This is a genomic window from Streptomyces sp. WMMB303 (assembly GCF_029351045.1).
Classification (GTDB): Bacteria; Actinomycetota; Actinomycetes; order Streptomycetales; family Streptomycetaceae; genus Streptomyces.
Window position 1 is genome coordinate 2,288,241 of record NZ_JARKIN010000001.1, and the last position, 23,565, is coordinate 2,311,805.

The window sequence follows — 23,565 nt, forward strand, 5'->3', positions numbered from 1 at the left end:
GCCCTACAGATCCCGGGCACAGTATCAACACCCCCCGACCCCCTCAAGGCGGATCCGACCGCCGCCGCGGGGCGTGATGCGGGGCCCGGTGGGGCGGAATCCACGGGCCGGCAAGGCGGAATCCGGGCGTCCGGGAAAGCGGGGAACACCGGGCTCGGCAAGGCTACGGGCGGGCATCGGCCGGGCATCGGCCAGGAGACCGGAGGGTGCGGGTCCCAGGTGTTCGAGTACGGTGTCGGAGAGGCGTCAAGATCGCGCCAGGTTTGTCACAGGTGTGCCGGGAAGTCTGGTCGGCGGTACGGGGACCTTCCCCGTATCCCTGCACGCGCCGATCCAGGAGCCGCCCATGACACCGCCCACCGCAGACGAGAGCCGCGACCAGCAGAGCGGCAGCGGCGACACGTCGCTCTTCGCACGCCCCTCGGCCCGCGAGCGCAAGCTGCTGTCCGACGCGCTGCGCACGGAGACCGTCGGTGGGACGGTATTGCTGATCGCCGCCGTGGTGGCACTCGTCTGGGCGAACACCCCGCTCGCACATCTGTACGAAAGCGTGCGGGCCTTCCACTTCGGCATCCCCGCGCTGGGGCTGGATCTGTCCGTGGAGCACTGGGCCTCGGACGGCATCCTCACGATCTTCTTCTTCGTCGCGGGCATCGAGCTGAAACGCGAGCTGACCGTCGGCGAACTGCGCCGCCCCGCGGCGGCCGCACTGCCCGTGGTCGCGGCCGCCAGCGGCATGGTCGTGCCCGCCCTGTGCTACGTCGCGGTGAACCTGGCGGACGACGGAAACCTGAACGGCTGGGCCGTACCGATGGCCACCGACATCGCCTTCGCGCTCGGCGTCCTCGCGGTGATCGGCACCAACCTGCCCTCCGGCATCCGCGCCTTCCTGCTCACCCTCGCCATCGTCGACGACCTGGGCGCCATCCTCGTCATCGCCGTCTTCTACACCTCCACCCTCAACTGGGCGGCCTTCGCGGGCGCCGTCGCCGGACTGGTGCTCTTCCGCGTCCTCCACGTCAACCTGCGGGTGCGCGGCTGGTACATCTACGTACCACTGGGCGTGGTGATCTGGGCGCTGATGTACAACAGCGGCGTGCACGCCACCATCGCGGGCGTCGCGATGGGTCTGCTGCTCCGGGTCAAGCCCGACAACCCCGACGACCCCAACAGCGTCTCCCCCGCCGAGCGCATCGAGCACCTGGTCCGCCCGCTGTCGGCCGGCTTCGCCGTGCCCGTCTTCGCCCTCTTCGCGGCAGGCGTCAGCGTCTCGGGCTCGGCACTGAGCGAGACCTTCCGGCAACCGGAAGCGCTCGGTGTGATGCTCGGCCTGTTCGTCGGCAAGTTCCTCGGTGTCTTCGGCGGCACCTATCTGGCGGCCCGGTTCACCCGAGCGCGCCTCAGCTCCGATCTGGCCTGGGCGGACGTGGCCGGGGTCGCCATGCTCGCGGGGATCGGCTTCACGGTCTCGCTGCTGGTGTCCGAGCTGGCCTTCCAGGGCGCCGCCGTCACCGAGCACACCAAGGCCGCCGTCCTCCTCGGCTCGCTGCTCTCCGCGCTGGTGGCCTGCTTCCTGCTGAAACTGCGGGACGCGAAATACCGGACCCTGTGGGAGGCGGAGACCCGCGACGAGGACAGCGACTCCATCCCGGACATCGACCAGGAGCTGGACCCGGTCCGCCGCCCCGCCGAGGCCGCCCGCCGCGCCCGCGAGCAGGAGCGCCGGCAGGAGTGGGAGCAGGCCCGCAAACAGGAGCGCGGCGAGAAGTGACGCGCGGCCCGGCGCCGAGCGGTCGGCGCCGGGCGCAGCGTGCTGCTCCGCTCGCCCTGCGCGGTGCTAGTCGTCCCGCACGTCCCGCGTGCCCTCGAAGGAGTACTGCATCAGGACCGTGTCGACCCAGCGGCCGTGTTTGCGACCGACGGCCATGAGCCGTCCCGCCGGGGTGAAGCCGTGGCTGCGGTGCAGCGCCGTGGAGGCATCGCTGCCGGTATCGGCGATGACGGCCACCACCTGTTGGACGCCGGCCGGTCCGCATTCCCGGAGCAGCCCCGCCAGCAGAGCCGAGCCCAGCCCCCGGCCGGTGCGGTCCGGAGCGAGGTAGACGGAGTCCTCGACCGTGTACCGGTAGGCCGGTTTGGGGCGCCAGGGGCCCGCGTAGGCGTATCCGGCGATCTCGGTGCCGACCTCCGCCACCAGGAAGGGCAACCCCCGCCCGGACAGCTCCTCGAAGCGCCGCCGCCAGTCGTCGGCGGACGGCGGGGTCTGGTCGAAGGTGACGACGGTGTGGGTGACGTAGTGCGCGTAGACGTCCGCGACCGCCGCCAGATCGGTGAGGGCGGCCGGCCGGATGCGGGGTGCGGACGCCGGGGAAGCCGAGGTCTTGGAGGCAGGAGAGGAGGCAGAGGACGCAGAAGAAGACACAGCAGACTCTCTACTCCTCCGAGGCGGGTTTATCCACAGGGATTTTCCGCACCGGCCCCGACCCCCGACACTGTCGGTGGCGCCCCTAGAGTGCGGGGCGCGGGGCTCGGAGCCGACTGGCGGAGCCCGAGGCGAACGGGGGCAGCACAATGGCGAGGACGGGCCGGGACGGCCTGCGGACGGCGGACGGCAGCACGGCCACGGACGGGCTCCCGGATGCGCACGGGGAGGATGCCGCGGACGACGCCGCGTGGAGCGCGGCGCTGATCCGCGCCCAGCTCGCACCCGGCGAGCTGTGGGCACGCGCCGCACTCGTCGTGGCGCTCTGCGCGGGCAGCGGTCTGCTGGCCTCCGGCATCTACGACTACACGCACGTCGGCCGCCCCGAGGGCCTGGCCGCGAACCTGTCGCTGGGCACCGGCACGGTCCTCGTGCCCGGGGCGCTCGTGGTGCTGCTGCGGCTGCGCGGCCGCAGCCGCGACCGGCACCGGATGATCGAGCTGTACGGTGGCCCGGTCGGCGGCAAGGCCGGGCAGGGGCTGCGCGGGCGGCGGGCCGGATGGACGGCGCTGTCCGTGCTCGCGCTCTTTCTCGCCTTCGTCTTCCTCCTCTCGGGTCTGATGCAGGCGTTCTCCTCCGACCCGTACGAGGAACCCGACCCCACGGTCTACGGAGCGCTGCTGGCGTGGGCCGCGATCCTGACCGCCGCCGGCTGCGGGGGCACAGCCCGGGCCCGCCGGTACCGGCCGCGCGCCGACGGCCCCTCGGGTACGTCCGGCTCCGGCGGCAGCGCGCGGGACGCGCGGCTGGCACCCGGCGCCGGGCTCTACACCCGCCTCGGCGCCCGCCCGGCCGCCCCGCACCGGCTCAGCCCCCGGCTGGACGCCCGCATCCAGCAGCTCTCGCTCCCCGCCGCCACGGCCCTGGCGACGACCGTGACGCTGGTGGGATGCGCGCTGGCCGCGGCCGCCATGGTGCTGCCCACCTATGTCGGCGGTGAGCCGCTGTTCTGGACGCTGCTGCTGCTCACCGCGGTCTATCTGGTCCTGCTGCTGCTGGAGTTGACCTACTACGGGCCGCGACCCAGCTATCTGCTGCTCATCATCCTCGCGGGGCTGGCGCTGCTGGTCGTCGCCGGGAGCGGCAACACCGCCTCGGTCCTGGGGCAGCGCGGCGAGTGGATACGGGTGGAGCTGACGGAGGTGCACCACCACGCCAAGGGCGGCCCCACCTGCGACATGCGTCCACTCGCGGAGGACGGGATCCGCACCGACGGCCTGCGCCTCCCGTGCAGCGAGAGCGAGGTGGGCGAGACCCTGTCGGTCGTCGCCGACCCGCGGGGCGAGGTGCGGCCCAGCCGCTCGGAGCCGACACAGCTTGGGGCCTTCATCGTCGGCTGGGGCATCACCACCGGCGTCCTGGTGAGCTGCGCGATCGCTGCGGCGGTCTACGGCCACCGCCGCCGCGGCGAGTTGGGCCTGCACACGAGCGAACCGACCGGAGAGTCCTCCCGATGACGCACAGCCCTGGCGCCGCCGCACCGGACGGCAGTCCCACACCTTCCGCACCGGGCGGCGGCCCCGCGCCCTCCGGCCCGCTCGGCGGCCCCGTCCCCGCCCACCCCGTCTATCCGGACCTGGCGGGCAAGGTCGCGGTGGTCACCGGCGGTTCCCGGGGAATCGGCGCGGAGACCGGGCGGGCGCTGGCCGCCCAGGGCGTCGCCGTCTGCCTGGTGGGACGGGACCGCCCGGCCCTGTTCGAGGTCGTCGACGGCATCGGCAAGGAGGGCGGCACCGCGATAGGCGCCCTCGCCGACGTGACGGACACCGGCGCGCTGCACCGGGTGGCCGAGCGGGTGGCGGAGGAGCTGGGCCCGGTCGACATCCTCGCCGCTTTCGCGGGCGGCCGGGGCTCCCCCGTGCCCGCCCTGGAACTGACCGAGGAGCGCTGGCGGCAGGTCCTCGACACGGGACTGACCGCCACCTTCCTGACGATCCGCGCCTTCCTCCCGGCCATGGTCGAGCGCTTCAGCGGCAACGTCCTCACCATGACCGCTGCGTCCTCGGCGTCCTCCGGAGGCTCCCGCCCGGGCGCGCCCGACCTGGCGCACGGCGTCGCCAACGCGGGAGTGACCACGCTCACCCGGCAACTCGCCACCGAACTGGGCCCGCAGGGCATCCGCGTCAACTGCCTGGCCCCCTCGACGGTCCGCACGGAGAAGGTCGCCGCCACCATGTCCAAGGAGGCGCAGCACCGGACCGCACTGCGCCACCCGCTCCGCCGGATGGCCGAACCCGCGGACGTGGCCTCGGCGGCGCTCTTCCTCGCCTCCGACGCCGCGAGCTACCTCACGGGCATCACGCTCGATGTGGCGGGCGGCCGGATCACCGGCTGAGCCCCCGGCTGCCGGGTCACCGCGCGGCGGAGCAGGCTGTTACCGGATGCGGACAGAACTCCGTGAACAACTCCGGCCCGCGCGCCATCTCATGGGGTACAAGCTCACAGCCGATGCGGCCGCAGCCCACGCAGACGGGCGGCGACACCGCATCCTGACAGCCCCTGGGGGATTTCCACCATGACCGCTCGCCGCACCCGCCGTACTCTCCGCACCACCGGCCTGGTCGCCTTCGCCGCCGCCGCGGCGCTCTCGCTGACCGCCTGCCAGGGCAGCGACCAGGACGCCGCGGGCAGCTCGCAGAAGAAGGACTCCGCCTCCGCCTCGCGCTCCACCGGCGAGGACAAGGCCGCGTCCGGCGGCTCCTCGTCCGGGGGCTCCTCGTCCGCATCGGGGTCCGCATCGGGCAAGACCCCGAACGGCGAGCACAACGGCACACCCGTCGCCGACAGCACCGAGAGCAAGGCGGCCTCACCTGTGCGAACCCAGACCCTGGTGGACGGCAGCACCGCCGAGATCTACCGGAGCGGCGACCAGAACTACCGCGCCGAGATCGTCAACGGCGGTGAGCGGTACGGCACGCTGCGCACCCATGACGCGGACGACGGCGCCAACTTCAACGGCATGTATCTCGTGCTCACCATGGGCGGCAAGGTCCACTCCTGGACGGGCGGCGAGCAGCAGGGGCCGGGCACCTTCGACCTGGAGGGCGGCTGGAAGGCCGAGGTCACCAAGCTCGGCCAGAACCGGTACCGCGCGGAGATCCTGGGCGACGACGGTGCGGTCAACGGCACCCTCGAGGCGAACGAGAGCGCCACCGGGACCAGCGCCAACGGCGTCTACATCGTGCTCACCCCCGGCGGCGTCATCACCTCCCACTCCTGACCCGCATCACCCCCTGACCGCTGTGGCGGGGGAGCCGCCGGGGGGCGGCTCCCCCGCCACGGCCGTACAGGAGGCCGTCCTCTCGATGTCCTGGTCCCGGCTCCGACACCGAGGTTCGAGCGACGGCACAGCGGTCGGAACCCGGACGCGCACACCGCCCTCTGCTTCGCGGACATTTCGACTACAGGGCCGTGAACCGGTTCCGGGCGGCGTGACCCAGGAGTTGTCGTTGTATACGGATTCTGTATCGGCGCCGTCCCCGGTCGATGTCCGCGTGGCCGGGAATCGAGTGCAACCCGAGACAAAGTGGGCGCGCAGGAAGCGGTCGGGGTATCAGGGGCCTCCGATCAGCCAGGGCGGATGCGGAACGATGCGCTACGGTCCTCGTGGAAACACTCGCTTGTTCGAACAGAACAGGCCAACACACTATGACGGCGTTGCCTGACACCCCCGTCGAAACGGTTCGGGAGCAGGCGCGCAGAAAGGACATGAGATGCAGAGAAGCAGAACGGGCCGGCTGCGGCGCGTGCTCACCACTGTCGGGACGATGGCTGCGGCAGGTGCGCTCGTCGGCACCATGAGCACCGAGGCGTACGCCGCCAACCTTGAGGTGGGCACCGTAGGAACCAGCTCGTGGACGTCGGGCGCCGGTGTCGCCCGCTACCAGGAATACGGCGACTATCTGACCCTCTCCGATCGCGCCGCCGACGGCGCCAGCGTGTACGGCTTTTTGACCGACATGAACGACAAGACTCTCCGTGCGAAGACCTTCAGCGGAGGCGCCGGTAGTTCGAGGACTTGGAACTTCAACCTGCCGGAGGGCAAGCAGATTTTCCTCTACGTCTGCCTGAAGGACAACGGGGAAATCCAGGACACCACCTGCAAGTTCTACAGGGGTCGCGCCTGAGCACCCGGTCTGCGTAGGAGGAGGGACACACCGCCGGTGTCCCTCCGTCCGAGGCAGAATCAGAAGCACCATCGGGGCCGCCTTGACCCTCACGTTGCGTGAGGCTGAATGGTGGGGCCCATGAGCGACTACTACAACGCTTTCGAGATGAGCCCTGTCCCCCCGCCCGGCCCGGACGCGGTCCCGCCGGAGCCGTTCCACGGCATCTACGGCATGCCCGCCTTCGCGACGATCCCCACGGACGATCTGACCACCTCGGTGGACTTCTGGACACGCGGGCTCGGGTTCTTCGAACTGTTCAGCATCCCCGGCGCGGTGGTGCATCTGCGCCGCTGGGCCTTCCAGGACGTACTCCTCGTCCCGGCGACGAGCGTTCCGGAGCAGACACCGGCGATGAGCGTGAGTTTCGCCTGCGTGCTCAGCCAGCTCGACTCCCTCGTCGGGGCCTGCCGTGCGGTGCGCCCGGACTCCGTCGACGGCCCGCGAGACACCCCGTGGAACACCCGCGACGTGACGGTGACGACGCCGGAGAACGCCCGGATCGTCCTCACCGCGGCGAAGCCCTTCGACCCGGACAGTGAGGAGGCACGCAACCTGGCGGCCGTCGGGATCACCGCACCGGATGCCGGTCGCGGCGAGAATGGGGAGCATGCCTGAGGGAACCGACGCCGAGGGCCTGACCGTCGGGCAGGTCTCGGCCCGGCTGAAGGTGACGGTACGCGCGCTGCACCACTGGGACGAGATCGGCCTGGCCCGCCCGTCGCTGCGCACGGCCGCCGGATACCGGCTCTACACCGCGGCCGATCTGGAACGTCTGCACCGCGTCGTCGTCTACCGCGAGATCGGTCTCGGCCTGGACCGGATCCAGGCCGTCCTGGACGACTCGGCCGCGGACGTGCCCGGCGCGCTGCGCGCGCAGCGCGCCCAGGTGGCGGAACGCATCGCCCGCCTCCAGCGGCTGAGCGCCGGACTGGACCGGATGATCGACGCCCACGAGAACGGCCTGCTGCTGACCGCCGAGCAGCAGGCCACGCTCTTCGGCCCCGACTGGAATCCGGATTGGACCGCACAGGCCCGCAAGGAGTACGGAGACACGGCGCAGTGGCGGCAGTTCGCCGAGCGCTCGGCCTCGCGCCGCCCGGAGGAATGGCAGGCCGTCGCCGAAGCGGTCGCCGACCTCGACCGTGCCCTCGCCGAGGCGATGGACGCCGGCGTGGCCCCCGGCACCCCTGCGGCGAGCCGCCTCGTCGAGGGGCACCGCGAGGTCTTCGCCGCGTACTTCCCCCTCACCCGGCAGATGCAGGTCTGTCTCGCCCGCAGATACGAGGCCGATCCGGGGTTCGCCGCCCACTACGACGCCCTCCGCCCCGGCCTCGCCACCTGGTTCCGCGACCTGGTGGACACCGACGCCCGCGCCCACGGCATCGACCCCGACACGGCGAGCTGGGAGTGACCTCGATCTGGAACCCACTTCGCCTGCCACCCGGCCCCGACCGGCCCGCACCGGCGGGAGGTTGAGAGGATCCCGCGCATGGAGTTCGACGACACCGCCGCGATGCGCCGCCTCTGCGCCGAACGGCTCGGCGACGAGTCCGGGCGGCAGTTCACGGCCATGGCCCGCCGCGGCTTCCGGCTCGACCGTCCGACGGACGCGGCGCCTGCCACCGGACGCTGCCGGCTCGGCGGTCCGGCCCTGCTCGAACCGGACACCCCCTGGCCTGAGTACGGCGGCTTCCCGTTGTCCCTCCATGCCGTACTCGACACCGAAGCGCTCGCCCCCTGGCTCGGCGACGAACTGCCCACCCGTCCGGGCCTGCTCAACTTCTTCTGCTTCGATCCGGATGTGCCGTACGAGGAATACCGCCACCTGGAGCTGTTCGGCCCCGAGGCATGCCGGGTCCTGACCGCCGATCCGCTGCTCGCCGCCGAAGCGGCGGCACCCGAACCGGCCAACGCCTATCCGGACAGCCCCCTGCATGCCGCAGGGGTCACCATGCTCCCGGACTGCTGGGATCTCGCCGATGACGACATCGCCTACGACCCCGAGCAGCACTGGGGGCTCACCTCGCTCATCCTGACCGAGATGGCCGACCTCGACGGGAACACCGCCGGACGGCACCGTGCCTTCGGCTGGCCCGACACCTCGTACGCGTCAGACGTCACCGAACGCGACGCCGACGGCCCCGAGATCCACCTGCTTCAGCTCGCGGAGGACATGGATCTCGGCTGGGGCTGGGGCGACGCCGGAACCCTCTACTTCACGATCCCGGCCGGGGCCTTCGCGGCAGGCGACTTCCACCGGGCCGAGGCGAAGATCCGCTGCTGCTGAGGTCCATGACGAACGCCGCCCAGGTGTGCGCGGAGAACACCAGCGGCGCACGGTCGATGTCCTTGCTGTCACGCACCGGGACGATGCCGGGGAAGCCGTCTGCCACCTCCACGCAATCGCCGCCCTCCTTGTTGCTGTAGCTGCTTGCGCGCCAGCGCGCGCCGCTCAGATCGACCATGTCTGTAGCCTTCCGCTGCGTCAGCAATCATTCGTGCGGACATCGGCTCGGGCATCGAGTCCGCTCGCACTTGATCGTAGGCCCGAATGAACGACTCTACGTCGTCTGGATCTTCGAAGAGTTGCCCCTGATCCGATCCCTCGATGTAGGCCACCTCGGTACCGTCAGGCATGGTCAGCAGTGTCAGGGAACCGCCCAGCATGGGGTGTGCGCCAGACTCGAACGGGAGTACCTGTAGGGCGTACCGGTCGCAGGTACGGTGCAGCCCTTCCAATTGCTCACGCATCGTCCTGTCACCGCCGACCGGACGCGCGAGAACTGCCTCATCCACCACCACGCGCAGGGTGGGAGCATCGGGCTGCCGGAGGCGTCCCTGACGTGCCATCCGCAGTTCGACGCGTTCTTCGAGCATTCGCAGGCTTGTCAGCGTCCGTCCGACGCTGAGCACCGCCCGAGCGTAGGACTCTGTCTGAAGGAGTCCCGGGACAGCTTGCGCCGCGTACGTACGAATGGCGACTGCCCGAGCGGACAGCTCCATAAAGCGCCGGGACCAGTCCGGCAAGCTCTCCCGGTACACGTGCGGCCACAGGTCGACGAGCAGGCCGCCCGCGTCGAGGGCATCGTCGAGGGCGCGGGTCAGCTCCGCGGTGGGGCGGGCTCCGGAGGCGCATTCCAGTTGGGCGACCCGGCCGGGGCTGACGAACACGCGGGCGGCGAGGTCCCGCTGGGTCCAGCCGCGCTGTTCTCTGAGCCGTTTGAGGTGGACACCGTAGAGGGCCGCCATGCTGGACGACGGGTCGAGTGGAGTTTTGGCCATGGGCTCACCCCGGCTGGCTATTACGGAACGAGTAAAGCTGTCAGTGCTGTTGAGACTACGTCGCGTGACGCACTCTTGTTGCCGTGAGCCGGAAATTCCAGCGCGAGGACGATCCATGAACGACGGGCCGCAGGTGCCTGACTGCCAGGACTGCCAGGACTGCCAGGACTGTGCATGGTTCCGCACGATGATCAGGCGGGCGGTGTGGGACCCGCAGCCGCGTGCCGATCTGGAGGCGCTGTTCGCAGCGCATCTGCGCCGCAAACACGGCAGCGGCGACGGCGGCAGCGGGGGCGAGATGGGCGACGGGCCCGGACTGCGGAGCGTGTGACCGTGTGGTCCGAGGGCGACAGGGCGCGGGACGCGAAGACGGGCAAGCCGGGGACGGTGGTGCAGGTGACCGGCCCGGCACCGTTCATCTACCGGGTGCTGGTGGAGGAGGACGACACCGGCGGGCCGCCCATCATGATCTACCGTTACGGCGACCAGCTGCGCCGGGCCCGCGTCCGCACAGGGTCCACGTGACGGCACGCCGGGTCCACGTGACGACACGGCGCGACAAGCCCGCCCTGGTCCCGGTACGGCAGGGTCACTTCTTGTTCTTGCAGGAGACGCTCAGTGCGATGGCCATGACGATGCCGATGGAGATGACCGCGATGACGAGCGTGGGAGTGGACATAGGGACTCCTGGGAGATCGTTTGCATTCCGGGAATTCTCCCGTTCGTGTGATCCGGGGAGAACCGGTCGGCCGTGGCGGACCTCCGAAGTCACCATTCCGCCACATCGACCACGCGAGCAACGCGAGCCCCTTACGCCCTCCCCGTTCTGGGGCGCCCTCCCGGCCACTGCGGAGTGTTACTTTTTCACTCCCGCGAGTTGCCCCGCTGCGGCTGCGCAGCCTCGCGAGGGAACTCCGTGAGCCCACGACCGGTCGGCTCCAGGACAGTCTCCTGGCGCGCGGCCGGTGACCGCAGGTTGCAGGATGGATGTGAGACACAGTGACACCGCCTCGTGGGCCTGAGGAGGGCGATGTGGCGATGCCCGCCGACACCGCGGGTGACTGGGGCTTCTGCCTCCCGAGCCTGGCCTCTGCCGTACTGGACGAGGCCGGGAGAGTGGTGCACTGGTCGAGCGCGGCGGCGGCTCTCCTGGCGCTCGATGCGGATGAGGTCCTCGGCCGTCCGGCCACCGAGTTGCTCGCTCCGGGTGAGCACCCGGAGTGCACGCCCGACGGTCTGGCCCGCAGCGGAGAGGTGCGAGCCCGCCTGCGGCACGGCGGCGGGGGCGCGGTGGAGGTGTTCCTGCACGCGACCGAGGCGGCGGGTGAGGCCGGCGGGCTCGTCCTGCTGGGAGCGCCCGCGGAGTCCGCCACCGAGTGCGGGCAGGGAGTGGCGCTGCTGCGTGCTCTGCTGGCGCAGGACCACTTGGGGGTGGCGGTCCACGACGCCGCTCTGCGGGTACTCAGCGTCAACGAACCGGTCGGCGACATTCCGATGCCGAAGGTCTCCGTCGCCGGGCCCGCAGGGCCGGAGGAGTCCGGTGCGGAACCGTTCGAGGATCTGCTGCGCCAGGTGCTGGAGACCGGACGGCCGGTGATCGACGAGGAGCAGCACCTGTACGTGCACGGGGTGCGGCGCACGGTGGCCCACTCGGTGTTCCCGCTGGAGCACGCGCGGGGCCACCGCAGCGGTGTGCTGAGCATCTGGCGGGACACCACTGAGGAGGAGCGGGCACGTCGTCATCTGCATCTGCTGCACGAGTCCGCCATCCGGATCAGCGCGACACTCGACATCTCACAGGCCGCTCGCGATCTCGCGGACGTGCTGGTGCCGGGGCTGGGAGATTTCGCAGCGGTGGAGCTGGCCGAGGCCGTGCTGGTCGGGGACGAGCCGCCCAAGCTGCTCGGCGGCGGCTCCCAGCATCTCGTACGCGCCGCGGGGGCGACCGCCGACGGAGGCTGGCCCGAGGGCATGCTCCCGCCAGGAGCGGCGCTTCCGCCGCTCCGCGACGATGTCAATCTGCGCATGGTGCAGCGCGGCGAAGCCACCGTCACCGACTTGCGGGGCGCGATCGAGGCGGTCGGGGAGCAGCAGGCCGGGATGTTCATTCCGGACGGGGGCCACTCCCTCGCGGTGGTGCCGTTGTGGGCGCGCGGGCTGCTCCTGGGCCATGCGGCCGTGTGGCGCATCGACAACCCCGAACCCTTCTCCGAAGAGGAGCGGACCCTGTTGACGGCGATCTGCTCCCGGGCCGCTCTCACCCTGGACAATGCGCGCCGCTTCCAGCATGAGCACAGGGCGGCCGTCACGCTGCAACAGCGGCTTCTCCCCCAGGGGTCGACCGACTCCGTGGCGGTGGAGACCACCGGGAGCTACCGTCCCGCCCGGTCGGGCGGCGGCATCAGCGGCGACTGGTTCGACGTGATCCCGCTGCCGGGACTGCGGGTGGCGCTGGTGGTGGGCGATGTCATCGGGCACGGGCTGGCCGCGACCGCCGCGATGGGGCGGCTGCGGGCTGCCGTCCAGACCCTCGCCGCGATGGAACTGGATCCGGACGATCTCCTCCACCGGGTGGACGACCTGGTCGAGCAGCTCGCGGCCGAAGCCCGCCCCGAGCAGCAGGACACGGTCGGCGCAACTTGCCTCGTGGCCGTCTACGATCCGGTCCAGCGACGGTGCACCATGGCCAGCGCCGGACATCCCCCTCCCCTGCTGATCGCACCGGACGGCAGTGCACGGCTCGTCGAGGTCCCGCCCGGCCCGCCCCTGGGCGTGGGCGGCATGCCCTTCGAGACACGGTCGGTCGACGTGGAACCCGGCAGCATCCTCGCTCTCTACACCGACGGACTGCTCAAGCAGTACCACGGTGACGACCTGGACGCGGGTATGCGGCGGCTTGCGGACGCCTCCGGGGCTCTCCCGCCCTCCCAGCCGCTGGAGGAGATCAGTGCCAACCTGCTGGGGCACCAGGAGGATGACCATGCCGATGACATCGCCCTCCTGGTCGCCCGCACTCGCGCCGTCCCCAGGCGGGACACCGTCCTGTGGGAGTACCCGGCCGAGGCCGCCGCGGTGGGCGAGGCCCGCTCCGACGTCCTCGGCCAACTGGCCTCGTGGGGCCTGGACGAGACGGCGTTCACCACGGAACTGATCGTCAGCGAACTGGTCACCAACGCGGTGCGGTACGGCGGTGGGCCGGTTTCGGTGCGCCTGATCCGCGCGCCGCATGCGCTGATCTGTGAGGTCTCCGATGCGAGCAACACGCAGCCGCGGTTGCGCAGAGCGGAGGAGACCGACGAAGGCGGCCGTGGTCTCTGGCTCGTGGCCCAGATGGCCACCCGCTGGGGCAGCCGCTACCGGGCGAAGGGCAAGACCATCTGGACGGAACAGGCCTACGAGGGCCTGCCCTTCATGGGGTGAGCGCGTCCGCGGACGAGAGCTGGTCCCGTCAGGATTTCTTCGGGGCTGTCGCCTGGGTGAGGTCGTCCAGGGCGTCGGTGAGGAGTTCGGCCGTGCGCAGGGCCACCGGCGGCGGGTGGTCGGCCTCCTCCCACCAGCGGGCCAGGGCCCCGTGGACGGTCGTCCACTCCAGAGGTTCGCTCTCCCGGACGGCGGTGACGGCGGCGGACATGTCGGTGGCCACCGCCGCGGAGAAGTCGGCAGCCGTGCTGTCGGGGCGGGCGTCCGGGCCGGGGAGGTGGGCCTCCAGCAGCATGCAGGCGCGGCCCATGGTGACCAGTGCGGACTGGGCGTCGCCGGCGGAGCGGCGGGAGAGGCGGCCGCGGTGGCGGACGGGTTCGGCCTCGGCGCGGCTGAGGGTCTGCTCCCAGTTCTGCCGGGCCGCCCGGGTGTCCAGCAGCGCTTCGCGCACCTGGCGGGGTGCGCGTGCGGCGGGCTGCGCGAAGGCGTCGAGCACGGCGATGGCGTACCGGCCGGTGGCGGCCAGCCAGTCGGCGAGGCGGTCGCGCAGCAGCGGGGTGTGCCAGGCGGGGAAGAGCGCGTAGCTGAGCATGGCGAGCAGCCCTCCGAGCGCGGTGAGTCCGGCGCGTTCGTAGGCGGTCTGGTACCAGTCGGTGCCCAGGATGCCGAGCAGGAAGATCACATAGGCGCCGGTGCAGACGGAGGCGATGACGTATCCGGTGCTCAGCAGCAGGTAGAGGAAGCCGACGCTGAGCACGGCGAGCCCGGCGCTGAGGTAGGGGCCGGGTCCGGCCAGTGCCATCACGGTGCCCGCGATGGCGACGCCGACGAAGGTGCCCACGGCGCGGCCGATGCCGCGTTCGTAGGTGCGGGAGAAGTCCGGCCGCAGCACCATGACGGCGGTCAGCGGCACCCAGTAGCCGTGTGCGGGCGGCAGGGCTCTGCCGATCAGGAAGCCGACCGAGACGACGGCGCTGACGCGCAGCGCGTGCCGCAGGATCAGCGACTTCCAGTGGAGTTCGCGGCGCAGGGCGCGCAGGGCGACCGGCACCAGCCCGGCGAGGGTGGGCATGTACAGGTGGCGGTGGCGGGCGAGCGCGTGCCCGGCGGCGGGGGTGTGCTTGCCGCCGGCGGCCTTGCGGCGGGTGCTCTCGGCGTCCCGGGCCTCGGCCTCCTCGGCGGCCACCTCGTCCGGGTCGGGGCCGTAGGGGCCGTCCAGGCTGGCGTCCGCTTCGGGGTGCTGGTCGGGGAAGCCGCGGCGGCGGCCCTCGCGGTCGGCCACGTGCCAGGTGACGCGGGCCAGCACCCCGCCGCGGGTGACCTCCACGGGCTCCTGCGCCGCTTCCACCGCGTCGTCCGTGAGGGCGATGAGGCGCAGGGCAGCGCGCCGTGCGGGGCCGCTGAGGACGGGGCCGCTCTTGGGCACCTGGAGGACGTCCAGGGCCTGGTCGGGCAGCCGGACGCGTTGGCCGCGCCGGATGGCGCGCGCTGAGGCGTCCAGCACGGTCGCGGCGGCGGCCAGCAGTTCGCGTACCCGGTCCCGTTCGGGCCCCACCATCGGGGCGCCGCCGACCACCGGGTCGGCGAGGGAGGCCAGCACGGGGCGGAAGCGCTCGGCCATGGCCCGGTAGCCGTGCAACTGGCGCGGCCTGCGGCGGGCCTGACGCGGGGTGACGGCGGCGGCGCTGCGGGCCTGGATGAGCGGTTCGGGGTCGAAGGGCGCCATCGGGTCGTGCCGGAGCCGCCGCGCGTAGTCGGCGACGGCGGCCAGCGCGTCGGCGAGGGTGTCGCGGTGTGCGCCCCAGGGCCGTACGGGGAACAGCACGATCAGTCCGGCCTGCACCACGCCGCCCATGGCGATGAGCGCGGCGTGGTTGAGCGCGCCCAGGGTGCTGGTGGGCAGGTGGACGGTGATCAGCATCACGGAGATGTTGAAGGCGGCCACCACGCCGGAGGTGGGGCCGATGCCCCAGGCCATCCCGGCCAGGAAGGCCCACAGGGCCAGCAGCAGCACGAACGCCCAGGGCATGCCGATCAGCAGGTAGCCGAGGAAGGTGGAGACGGCCAGGCCGGTCGAGGCCGCCAGCGCCAGTACGGGCCGGGGCCGCCAGCTCCGCTGGAAGGTGGCGATACCGGAGGCGAAGGCGCCGAAGGCGCTGGAGACGGCCAGTTGCGGGGTGCCGATCAGCAGCGCCAGTCCGACGACCAGTCCGACACCGCACGCGCCGCGTACCGCGGTCAGCGGTGTCAGCGAGGCGCGCTCCACGCTGAGTCCGGAGCGCGCGGTGTCCTTCAGCGCCCGGAGCCAGGGCAGTGGTGCGGCCTTCAAGTACCCGAGCATGCGATCGACCCTACCGAAGGCGAACGTGCTGGTGACGCAGCCGGACGGGGCAGGGCGCCGCGCCGCACGGTGCCGGGTCCGGCCGCCGGGCGGCGGCCGGACCGGTTCCGCGAACTCCCGTCGGTACGGCGGGAGGTGGCCTCCGGGGCCGCAGGGGATACCGGGGAGGCGTCAGTGGTTGCTGGGGAAGCCGAGGTTGATGCCACCGCTGTCGGCGGGGTCGGGCCAGCGGGTGGTGACGACCTTGCCGCGGGTGTAGAACTGCACGCCGTCGTTGCCGTAGATGTGCAGGTCGCCGAAGAGGCTCTGCTTCCAGCCGCCGAAGGAGTGGTAGCCGACCGGGACCGGGATGGGCACGTTGACGCCCACCATTCCGGCCTCCACCTCCAGTTGGAAGCGGCGGGCCGCGCCGCCGTCCCGGGTGAAGACGGCGGCGCCGTTGCCCCACTTGCTGGCGTTGATCAGCGCGATGCCCTCGTCGTAGGTCTCGGCGCGCACCACGCACAGCACCGGGCCGAAGATCTCGTCGTCGTAGGCGGCCATGCCGGGCCGGACGTCGTCCAGCAGCGAGACGCCGAGGAAGAAACCCTCCGGGTGGTCCTCGACCCGGAAGCCGGTGCCGTCCACGACGACCTTCGCGCCCTGGTCGGCGGCGCCGGCCACGTAGGAGGCGACCTTGTCGCGGTGCTCGCGGGTGATGAGCGGGCCCATCTCGCTGGCCGGGTCGTCGCCGGGGCCGATGCGCAGCGCCGCGGCCCGCTCGGCGATCTTGGCGACCAGTTCGTCGCCGGTGCCTCCGACGGCGACGACGACGGAGACGGCCATGCACCGCTCGCCGGCCGAGCCGTAGGCGGCGTTGATGGCGTTGTCCGCCGCGTGGTCGAGGTCGGCGTCGGGCAGCACCATCATGTGGTTCTTGGCGCCGCCGAGGGCCTGCACCCGCTTGCCGTGGGCGGTGGCCTCGGCCTGGATGTGCCGGGCGATGGGGGTGGAGCCGACGAAGGAGACGGCGGCCACGTCCGGGTGGGACAGCAGCCGGTCGACGGCCGTCCTGTCGCCGTTGACGACGTTGAGCACGCCGGCGGGCAGCCCGGCCTCGGCGGCGAGTTCGGCGAGCCGGTAGCCGGCCGAGGGGTCCTTCTCGCTGGGCTTGAGGACGAAGGTGTTCCCGCAGGCGACGGCCAGCGGGAACATCCACATCGGCACCATCGCGGGGAAGTTGAACGGGGTGATGCCCGCCACCACGCCGACCGGCTGCCGGATGGAGGAGACGTCCACCCGGGTGGAGACCTGGGTGGACAGCTCGCCCTTGAGCTTCTCGGGGATGCCGCAGGCCAGCTCCAGGATCTCCATGCCGCGGGCGACCTCGCCCAGCGCGTCGGAGTGCACCTTGCCGTGCTCGGCCGTGATCAGCGCGGCGATCTCGTCGCGCCGCGCGTCCAGCAGCTCGCGGTACTTGAACAGGAAGGCGGTGCGCCGGGCCAGCGAGGACTGCGACCACTCGGGGTAGGCCGCGGCCGCGGCGGCGACCGCCGCGTCCACCTCCTGGACGGAGGCGAGCGCGACCTGGGTGGGCTGCGCGCCCGTGGCGGGGTTGTAGACGGGGCCGACGTTGCCGGAGGCGGACTCCACCGACTCGTTGCCGATCCAGTGGCCGAGGGTCTTCATGGGGACGGGACCTTTCGTGGTGCGGATGAGGGAGCAGGGGCGCGGGTGCCGCGGCGCGGGCACCGGCGCCGAGGCACGGTCACAGATACCGCCTCCGGTCGGCGCGTTGCCGTTCGTACTCCGTGCGGGCCCGGCGCGCGGCCGGACGCTGCGAGGTCTCGGCGACGGCGACGTCCCACCACGCCTGCGGCCCGGGGGCGGGGACCGCCGGGTCCGGGTCGGTCTCGACGTAGACGCAGGTGGGCCGCTCGGACGCGCGCGCCGCGGCCAGCGCCTCGCGGAGCTCGTCGCAGGTGGCGGCCCGGTGCACCACCATGCCGAGCGAGGCGGCGTTGGCGGCCAGGTCGACGGGGAGCGGCGCGCCGGTGTAGCCGCCGTCCGCGTCCCGGAACCGGTAGGCGGTGCCGAAGCGTTCGCCGCCGGCCTGCTCGGACAGGCCGCCGATGGAGGCGTAGCCGTGGTTCTGCACCAGGACGACGTTGATGTTGATGCCCTCCTGGACCGCGGTGACGAGCTCGGTGGGCAGCATCAGATACGTGCCGTCGCCCACCAGCGCCCACACCGGGCACTCCGGTGCCGCCAGCCGGACGCCGAGCGCCGCGGGGATCTCGTAGCCCATGCAGGAGAAGCCGTACTCGACGTGGTACTGGCGCGGGGAGCGGGCCCGCCACAGCTTGTGCAGGTCCCCGGGCATCGACCCGGCGGCGTTGATGACGACGTCCTCGTCCCCGACGACGGAGTCCAGGGCACCGAGCACCTGGGTCTGGGAGGGCCGCGCCGGCGCGTCGGACGGGTGCGGTGCGAACGCCTCCGCGACGGTGCGCTCCCAAGCCTGCCTGCCGCGCCCGTACTCGGCCTCGTAGTCGGGCGAGACCCGGTGCCCGCGCAGCGCGCCGGTCAGCGCCTCCAGCGCGGCGCGCGCGTCGGCGACGACGGCGGTCGCACCGAGCTTGTGCCCGTCGAAAGCCGTGATGTTGAGGTTGAGGAAGCGCGCGGTGGACGGGAAGAGGGTGTGGGAGGCGGTGGTGAAGTCGGTGTACCGGGTGCCGACCCCGATCACCAGGTCGGCGGTGCGGGCCAACTCGTCGGCGACGGCGGTGCCGGTGTGGCCGACGCCGCCCACCTCGCAGGGGTGGTCGTGCCGCAGTGAGCCCTTGCCCGCCTGGGTGGCGGCCACCGGGATGCCGGTCACATCGGCGAAGGCCCGCAGCGCGTCCTCGGCCTCGCTGTGGTGGACGCCGCCGCCCGCGATCAGCAGCGGCCGCCGGGCGCCGCGGACGGCCTCGGCCGCCGCGGCGAGCGCCTCGGGTTCGGGGACCGGGCGCGGCACCCGCCAGACGCGCTCGGCGAAGAACTCCTCGGGCCAGTCGTACGCCTCGGTCTGCACGTCCTGCGGCAGCGCGAGGGTGACGGCGCCGGTCTCGGCGGGGTCGGCGAGCACCCGCACGGCCTGGAGCGCGGCCGGGATCAGCGCCTCGGGCCGCAGCACCCGGTCGAAGTAGCGGGAGACGGGGCGCAGCACGTCGTTGACCGAGACGTCGCCCGCGTAGGGCACCTCCAGCTGCTGGAGGACCGGGTCGGGGGCGCGGCCGGCGAAGACGTCGCCGGGCAGCAGCAGGACGGGCAGCCGGTTGACGGTGGCCAGCGCGGCGCCGGTGGTCAGGTTGGTGGCCCCGGGGCCGATGGAGGTGGTGACGGCCTGCGCCGAGAGGCGGTTGCGCTGGCGGGCGAAGCCGACGGCGGCGTGCACCATCGCCTGTTCGTTGCGGCCCTGGTGGAAGGGGAGCGGCGCTTCTTTCGCGGACCAGCCCTGTCCGCTCTCCACGAGCGCCTGGCCGAGCCCGGCGACGTTGCCGTGTCCGAAGATGCCCCAGCAGGCGTCGATCAGCCGGTGCCGCTGCCCGTCGCGTTCGGTGTGCTGTGCGGCGAGGAAGCGCACGAGGGCCTGTGCGACGGTCAGCCTGACGGTCGTCATCGCTCGCCCTCCTCGTTCTGCGTACCACCGCGCGATTCTGCGGAATCCTTCGCTTCATACAGGGGAAGCCTTGGATCCATAGGCGATTCGCTCCAGGCGCCACGAATCCACGCGTGATCTGGATGGTCGCAGATATGCCACGCGCGATCCACCCCCGGGCCCGCCATCACGTTCAGGTAGTACATGTCGTGACCCGGCGCCGCCATGGAGGGCCCGTGCCAGCCGTCCGGGATGAGCACCGCGTCCCCGCCGCGCACCTCGGCCAGCACGTCGGTGCCCCGGCCGCGGCCGCTGGGGGACACCCGCTGGTAGCCCAGACCCTCGGTGGAGCCGTGCGGGGCGATCTCGTAGTAGTAGATCTCCTCCAGCGCGCTCTCCGCTCCGGCCCGCTCCTCGTCGTGCTTGTGCGGCGGGTAGGAGGACCAGTTCCCGCCCGGGGTGAGGACTTCGACGGCGATGAGCCGGTCGGCCTCGAACACGTCCGCTGCAGCGAAGTTGTTCACCTGCCGCGAGCAGGTGCCGCTGCCGCGCAGTTCCACGGGCACGTCCCCGGCGGCGCCGTAGCGCACCGGCAGCCGCCGCTCGCAGCGCGCCCCGGTGAGCGCGAATCGGCCGCCCGCCGCGCTGCTGATCTCCACCTCGGTGTCGCGCGGGACATAGGCGAAGTCGCTGACGGCGGCGAAGACGCTCTCCCGTCCGCGCAGTTCCAGGGTGTGCCCGTCGGCCCGCACGGTGCAGCCGCCGCTGAGCGGCAGCACGATCCACTCGCTCGGCCCGGTCGCGAACGTGTGCCCGGCGCCGGGGGCCAGTTCCAGCACCCGCAGCGACGAGTAGCCCCACTCCGCGCTCTCCGGGCTGACGGCGAGCGTGTACGGGCCCGAGGCGGCGCTGCCCGCCCGCAGATGGAAACCCGAGCTGGTGTCTGTCATCTCCTTGCAGCCCCTTTCAGAGCAGTCCGACGGCGGTGTCCACGGCCGAGCCGACGTCGCCGCCGGCCGGATAGAGCAGGGAGCGCCCGACGACCAGTCCGCGCACGGTCGGCAGGCTGAGGGCCTTGCGCCACTTCTCGTAGGCGCCCTCCTGGTCGCCGTGCACCTCTCCGCCGAGCAGCACGACGGGCAGCGTGGAGGCCCCGCACACCCACGCCATGTCCTCCGGGTCGTCGGTGACCGGCAGTTTGAGCCAGGTGTAGGCGGAGGTGCCGCCCAGTCCGGAGGCGATGGCGACCGAGCGGGCGACGGCGGGGCCGCCGAGGTCGTTGACCACCCTGCCGCCGCTGCGGGTGCTCAGGAACGGCTCCACGAAGACCGGCAGCCGATGCGCCGCCATGTCGTCGACGGCACGGGCCGCGGAGTGCAGCGTGCGCAGCGAGCCGGGGTCCTGGAGGTCGATCCGCAACAGCAGCTTGCCGCCGTCGAAGCGGGCCCGTGCCAGGTCCTCGGCGCGGTGCCCGGTGAAGCGGTCGTCCAGCTCGAAGGAGGCGCCCGCCAGTCCGCCGCGGTTCATCGAGCCGAGCACCACCTTGTCCTCCAGGGCGCCCAGCAGCAGCAGGTCCTCCAGGATGTCCGCGGAGGCCAGCACCCCGTCGACTCCGGGCCGGGAGAGCGCCAGGACGAGGCGCTCCAGCAGGTCGGCACGGTCGGCCATGGCCAGCTCGTCGCCGCCGACGCCCAGCGCGCCGCGGGCGGGGTGGTCAGCGGCGACGATCATCAGCCGGGAACCGTCCCGCACCAGCGGCCGGCGCCTGCGGCGCGCCGCCGCCTCGGCGATGGCCTCCGGATGCCGGGTCCGCAGGGCCGCCAGCTCGGAGATGCTGACACTGCTGGGGGTCAAGGGTGACTCTCTTTCGGGCGTCGGGGTGCGGGACGGGCGCGGGGCAACTCGCCGTCGTGCCGCCGGGGGACGCGCGGGGACGGCGGCCCGGTGGCCGTCAGGCGCGCAGCAACTCCTCGACCTCGGCTGCGGCGGGCATGGCGGAGGAACAGGCCAGTCGGGAGGCGACGAGGGCGCCGGCGGCGTTGGCGTACCGCATCGTGTACTGCGGCTCCCAGCCGGAGAGCAGCCCGTGGCAGAGGGCGCCCCCGAACGCGTCGCCCGCACCGAGGCCGTTGACGACCTCCACCGGGTGCGGGGGCACCTCGACGGCGGTGCCGTCCGCGTGCACGGCCAGCACCCCCTTCGGACCCTGCTTGACGACGGCCAATTCGACGCCCGCCGCGAGCAGCGCTTCGGCGCAGGCGTGCGGCTCGCGGACGCCGGTGGCGACCTCGCACTCGGCGAGGTTGCCGACGGCGACGGTGGCGTGCGCGAGGGCCTGCCGGTAGTGGGGCCGCGCCTGTTCGGCCGCCTCCTCCCCGGTGAGCGGGCCGGCCGCGCCCGCGCCCCAGAACATCGGCCGCCAGTCCAGGTCGAGGACGGTGGCGACCGTGTCGTCGCGGCCGGGCGCCCGGGCGGCGAGCGCGGCGAGAGTGGCGGCCCGGCTGGGCTCCGCGCACAGCCCGGTGCCGGTCGCCCAGAAGACGGCGGCGCCGGTGACACCCGCCAGGTCGAGCTCCCCGGTGCGGATCTCCAGGTCGGGCGCCTTGGGTTGGCGGTAGAAGTAGAGCGGGAAGTCGTCCGGCGGGAAGATCTCGCAGAACGTCACCGGGGTGGGGTACTGGGCCACGGGCGTCACCCATCGGTCGTCCACGCCGAAGCCGCGCAGCGCCTCGTGGCAGTAGACGCCGAACGGGTCGTCGCCGGTGCGGGTGATGACCGCGGCGGAGCGGCCCAGCCGCGCCGCGGCGACGGCCACGTTGGTGGCCGAGCCGCCGAGGAACTTGCCGAAGCTCTCCACGTGCTGGAGCGGGACGCCGGTCTGGAGGGGGTAGAGGTCCACCCCGATGCGGCCCATGGTCAGCACGTCGTGCGGCATGTCCGGATCGTGCGGCGCGCGCGGCTGCGGCTCGGTCATCTCTCCGGTGCCTCTCTTCCCTCGCCGGTCGGCTGGTGGCCCGCGGTGTGCGCAGGTGCCCGGCTCATCGTCCGTCGCGGTGCCGACCAGTGTCAATAATTTGTCCTTACATATTGACGTCGAGGCGAACGGAAGGGTTGCGCACCGAAGCCCGGCGCGACGGCCGGTCAGCTTCGGCAGGATGAAGCGTTGTCCTGACAAACTCTTGACCTGACTCCTGCGGACCGGATTGGCTCTGTGCCATGACTGGCACTTCCGCCCCCTCCCCCTCCCTCGACCGCATCCGGGTCGGCTCGGCACCCGACTCCTGGGGCGTGTGGTTTCCCGACGACCCTCAGCAGGTGCCCTGGCAGCGCTTCCTGGACGAGGTGGCGCAGGCGGGCTACCACTGGATCGAACTCGGCCCCTACGGCTACCTGCCGACCGATCCGGCCCGGCTGGCCGACGAGGTCACCGCCCGCAACCTGAGAGTCTCCGCGGGCACGGTCTTCACCTCCCTGCACCGGGGACCCGACGTCTGGGACGAGACCTGGGCCCACGTCTCCCAGGTCGCCGAACTCACCCGCGCCATGGGAGCCGGCCACCTCGTCGTGATCCCGTCCTTCTGGCGCGACGACCGGACGGCCGAACTGATCGAACCCGCCGAGCTGACCGCCGGGCAGTGGCGCCACCTCGCCGAGGGCACCGAACGGCTGGCGCGGGAGGTCGGCGAGAAGTACGGGCTGCGCATCGCCGTGCATCCGCACGCCGACACCCACATCGACACCGAGGAGCATGTCGTCCGCTTCCTCGACGCCACCGACTCCGGACTGGTCAACCTCTGCCTGGACACCGGGCACTACGCCTACTGCGGCGGCGACAGCGTCGAGCTGATCGAGCGCTACGGTGAGCGGATCGACTACCTGCACCTCAAGCAGGTGGACCCGGAGATCCTCGCCGACGTCGTCCGCGAGGAGACCCCCTTCGGACCCGCGGTGCGCCGCGGGGTGATGTGTGAACCCCCCGGGGGTGTGCCGGAGCTGGAGCCTGTCCTGACCGCGGCCCAGAACCTGGGCGTGGACCTGTTCGCCATCGTCGAGCAGGACATGTACCCGTGCCCGCCGGACCAGCCCTTCCCCATCGCCGAACGCACCCGCCGATTCCTCCGCAGCTGCGGGGCATAGCACCGGACGACAGCCGCGTCACCAATGTCACCGTTTCACGGGTTCGGTGTCACAGCGCCGCACAGCGCCCGGCCCAGGGTCACTCTCCGTCGTTCACCAGGCACAGGCTGAG

General features: G+C 72.2%; 21 protein-coding genes. 12 read left to right on the plus strand and 9 right to left on the minus strand.

Translation table 11 applies throughout. From position 1 onward, the window contains the following. Positions 1–346: 346 nt before the first annotated feature. Positions 347–1,771 (plus strand): Na+/H+ antiporter NhaA, encoded by a 1,425-nt coding sequence (gene nhaA / locus P2424_RS10350; RefSeq protein WP_276475473.1) that lies wholly within the window; start codon positions 347–349, stop codon positions 1,769–1,771. A 66-nt stretch (positions 1,772–1,837) separates the two neighbouring features. Here the strand turns inward: nhaA and P2424_RS10355 are convergent, their stop codons facing one another. Next, entirely contained in the window at positions 1,838–2,350 is a 513-nt protein-coding gene (locus P2424_RS10355; RefSeq protein WP_276478912.1) for a GNAT family N-acetyltransferase, read from the minus strand. 221 nt (positions 2,351–2,571) lie between these two features. Between P2424_RS10355 and P2424_RS10360 the strand changes: the two genes are divergently transcribed. From P2424_RS10360 to P2424_RS10390, 7 genes are all read left to right on the plus strand, one after another. Continuing rightward, positions 2,572–3,939 (plus strand): hypothetical protein, encoded by a 1,368-nt coding sequence (locus P2424_RS10360; protein WP_276475474.1) that lies wholly within the window; start codon positions 2,572–2,574, stop codon positions 3,937–3,939. Continuing rightward, positions 3,936–4,817: an SDR family NAD(P)-dependent oxidoreductase gene (locus tag P2424_RS10365; protein ID WP_276475475.1), complete on the plus strand. Its 882-nt coding sequence runs from the start codon at positions 3,936–3,938 to the stop codon at positions 4,815–4,817. The genes P2424_RS10360 and P2424_RS10365 overlap by 4 nt, the downstream gene beginning before the upstream one ends. A gap of 180 nt (positions 4,818–4,997) precedes the next feature. Then, complete coding sequence (locus P2424_RS10370) at positions 4,998–5,702, plus strand: hypothetical protein (RefSeq protein WP_276475476.1); 705 nt, start codon at positions 4,998–5,000, stop codon at positions 5,700–5,702. Positions 5,703–6,195: 493 nt separating this feature from the next. Beyond that, on the plus strand, positions 6,196–6,609 hold the full coding sequence (locus P2424_RS10375) for a hypothetical protein (protein WP_276475477.1): 414 nt from the start codon (positions 6,196–6,198) through the stop codon (positions 6,607–6,609). Between the two features lie 120 nt (positions 6,610–6,729). Then, positions 6,730–7,266, plus strand: a complete 537-nt coding sequence (locus tag P2424_RS10380) for a VOC family protein (RefSeq protein WP_276475478.1) — start codon at positions 6,730–6,732, stop codon at positions 7,264–7,266. Beyond that, complete coding sequence (locus P2424_RS10385; protein ID WP_276475479.1) at positions 7,259–8,062, plus strand: MerR family transcriptional regulator; 804 nt, start codon at positions 7,259–7,261, stop codon at positions 8,060–8,062. Before P2424_RS10380 ends, P2424_RS10385 begins: the two co-directional genes overlap by 8 nt. A gap of 78 nt (positions 8,063–8,140) precedes the next feature. After that, on the plus strand, positions 8,141–8,938 hold the full coding sequence (locus P2424_RS10390) for a DUF1963 domain-containing protein (RefSeq protein WP_276475480.1): 798 nt from the start codon (positions 8,141–8,143) through the stop codon (positions 8,936–8,938). On the opposite strand, the gene P2424_RS10395 is transcribed toward P2424_RS10390, so the two are convergent. Beyond that, positions 8,868–9,116, minus strand: a complete 249-nt coding sequence (locus P2424_RS10395; protein ID WP_276475481.1) for a DUF397 domain-containing protein — start codon at positions 9,114–9,116, stop codon at positions 8,868–8,870. The genes P2424_RS10390 and P2424_RS10395 overlap by 71 nt on opposite strands. Further along, positions 9,007–9,900 carry a helix-turn-helix transcriptional regulator gene (locus tag P2424_RS10400; protein ID WP_276478913.1) on the minus strand — a complete coding sequence of 298 codons (894 nt, stop codon included), beginning with the start codon at positions 9,898–9,900 and terminating at the stop codon, positions 9,007–9,009. Before P2424_RS10400 ends, P2424_RS10395 begins: the two co-directional genes overlap by 110 nt. A gap of 148 nt (positions 9,901–10,048) precedes the next feature. On the opposite strand from P2424_RS10400, the gene P2424_RS10405 reads away from it, so the two are divergent. The 3 genes from P2424_RS10405 (at position 10,049) to P2424_RS10415 (ending at position 13,353) form a co-directional block, all read left to right on the plus strand. After that, positions 10,049–10,264: a hypothetical protein gene (locus P2424_RS10405; protein WP_276475482.1), complete on the plus strand. Its 216-nt coding sequence runs from the start codon at positions 10,049–10,051 to the stop codon at positions 10,262–10,264. Then, positions 10,261–10,458, plus strand: a complete 198-nt coding sequence (locus P2424_RS10410; protein ID WP_276475483.1) for a hypothetical protein — start codon at positions 10,261–10,263, stop codon at positions 10,456–10,458. Before P2424_RS10405 ends, P2424_RS10410 begins: the two co-directional genes overlap by 4 nt. 513 nt (positions 10,459–10,971) lie before the next feature. Continuing rightward, positions 10,972–13,353: a SpoIIE family protein phosphatase gene (locus P2424_RS10415; protein WP_276478914.1), complete on the plus strand. Its 2,382-nt coding sequence runs from the start codon at positions 10,972–10,974 to the stop codon at positions 13,351–13,353. Positions 13,354–13,381: 28 nt separating this feature from the next. Here the strand turns inward: P2424_RS10415 and P2424_RS10420 are convergent, their stop codons facing one another. The 6 genes from P2424_RS10420 to iolC all read right to left on the minus strand — a co-directional run bounded on the left by P2424_RS10420 (position 13,382) and on the right by iolC (position 22,290). Further along, complete coding sequence (locus P2424_RS10420; protein WP_276475484.1) at positions 13,382–15,694, minus strand: FUSC family protein; 2,313 nt, start codon at positions 15,692–15,694, stop codon at positions 13,382–13,384. Between the two features lie 171 nt (positions 15,695–15,865). After that, positions 15,866–17,362, minus strand: coding sequence for a CoA-acylating methylmalonate-semialdehyde dehydrogenase (locus P2424_RS10425; RefSeq protein WP_276475485.1), 1,497 nt, complete (start codon positions 17,360–17,362; stop codon positions 15,866–15,868). A gap of 79 nt (positions 17,363–17,441) precedes the next feature. Further along, on the minus strand, positions 17,442–19,337 hold the full coding sequence (iolD, locus tag P2424_RS10430) for a 3D-(3,5/4)-trihydroxycyclohexane-1,2-dione acylhydrolase (decyclizing) (RefSeq protein WP_276475486.1): 1,896 nt from the start codon (positions 19,335–19,337) through the stop codon (positions 17,442–17,444). Then, entirely contained in the window at positions 19,334–20,266 is a 933-nt protein-coding gene (gene iolB / locus P2424_RS10435) for a 5-deoxy-glucuronate isomerase (RefSeq protein WP_276475487.1), read from the minus strand. The genes iolD and iolB overlap by 4 nt, the downstream gene beginning before the upstream one ends. Positions 20,267–20,282: 16 nt before the next feature. After that, positions 20,283–21,170 (minus strand): deoxyribose-phosphate aldolase, encoded by an 888-nt coding sequence (locus P2424_RS10440; protein WP_276475488.1) that lies wholly within the window; start codon positions 21,168–21,170, stop codon positions 20,283–20,285. 97 nt (positions 21,171–21,267) lie between these two features. After that, positions 21,268–22,290: a 5-dehydro-2-deoxygluconokinase gene (gene iolC, locus P2424_RS10445; protein WP_276475489.1), complete on the minus strand. Its 1,023-nt coding sequence runs from the start codon at positions 22,288–22,290 to the stop codon at positions 21,268–21,270. Between the two features lie 242 nt (positions 22,291–22,532). Here iolC and P2424_RS10450 point away from each other — a divergent pair, with 242 nt between their 5' ends. Continuing rightward, positions 22,533–23,453, plus strand: coding sequence for a sugar phosphate isomerase/epimerase (locus P2424_RS10450; RefSeq protein WP_276475490.1), 921 nt, complete (start codon positions 22,533–22,535; stop codon positions 23,451–23,453). The last annotated feature ends 112 nt before the right edge of the window (positions 23,454–23,565 follow it).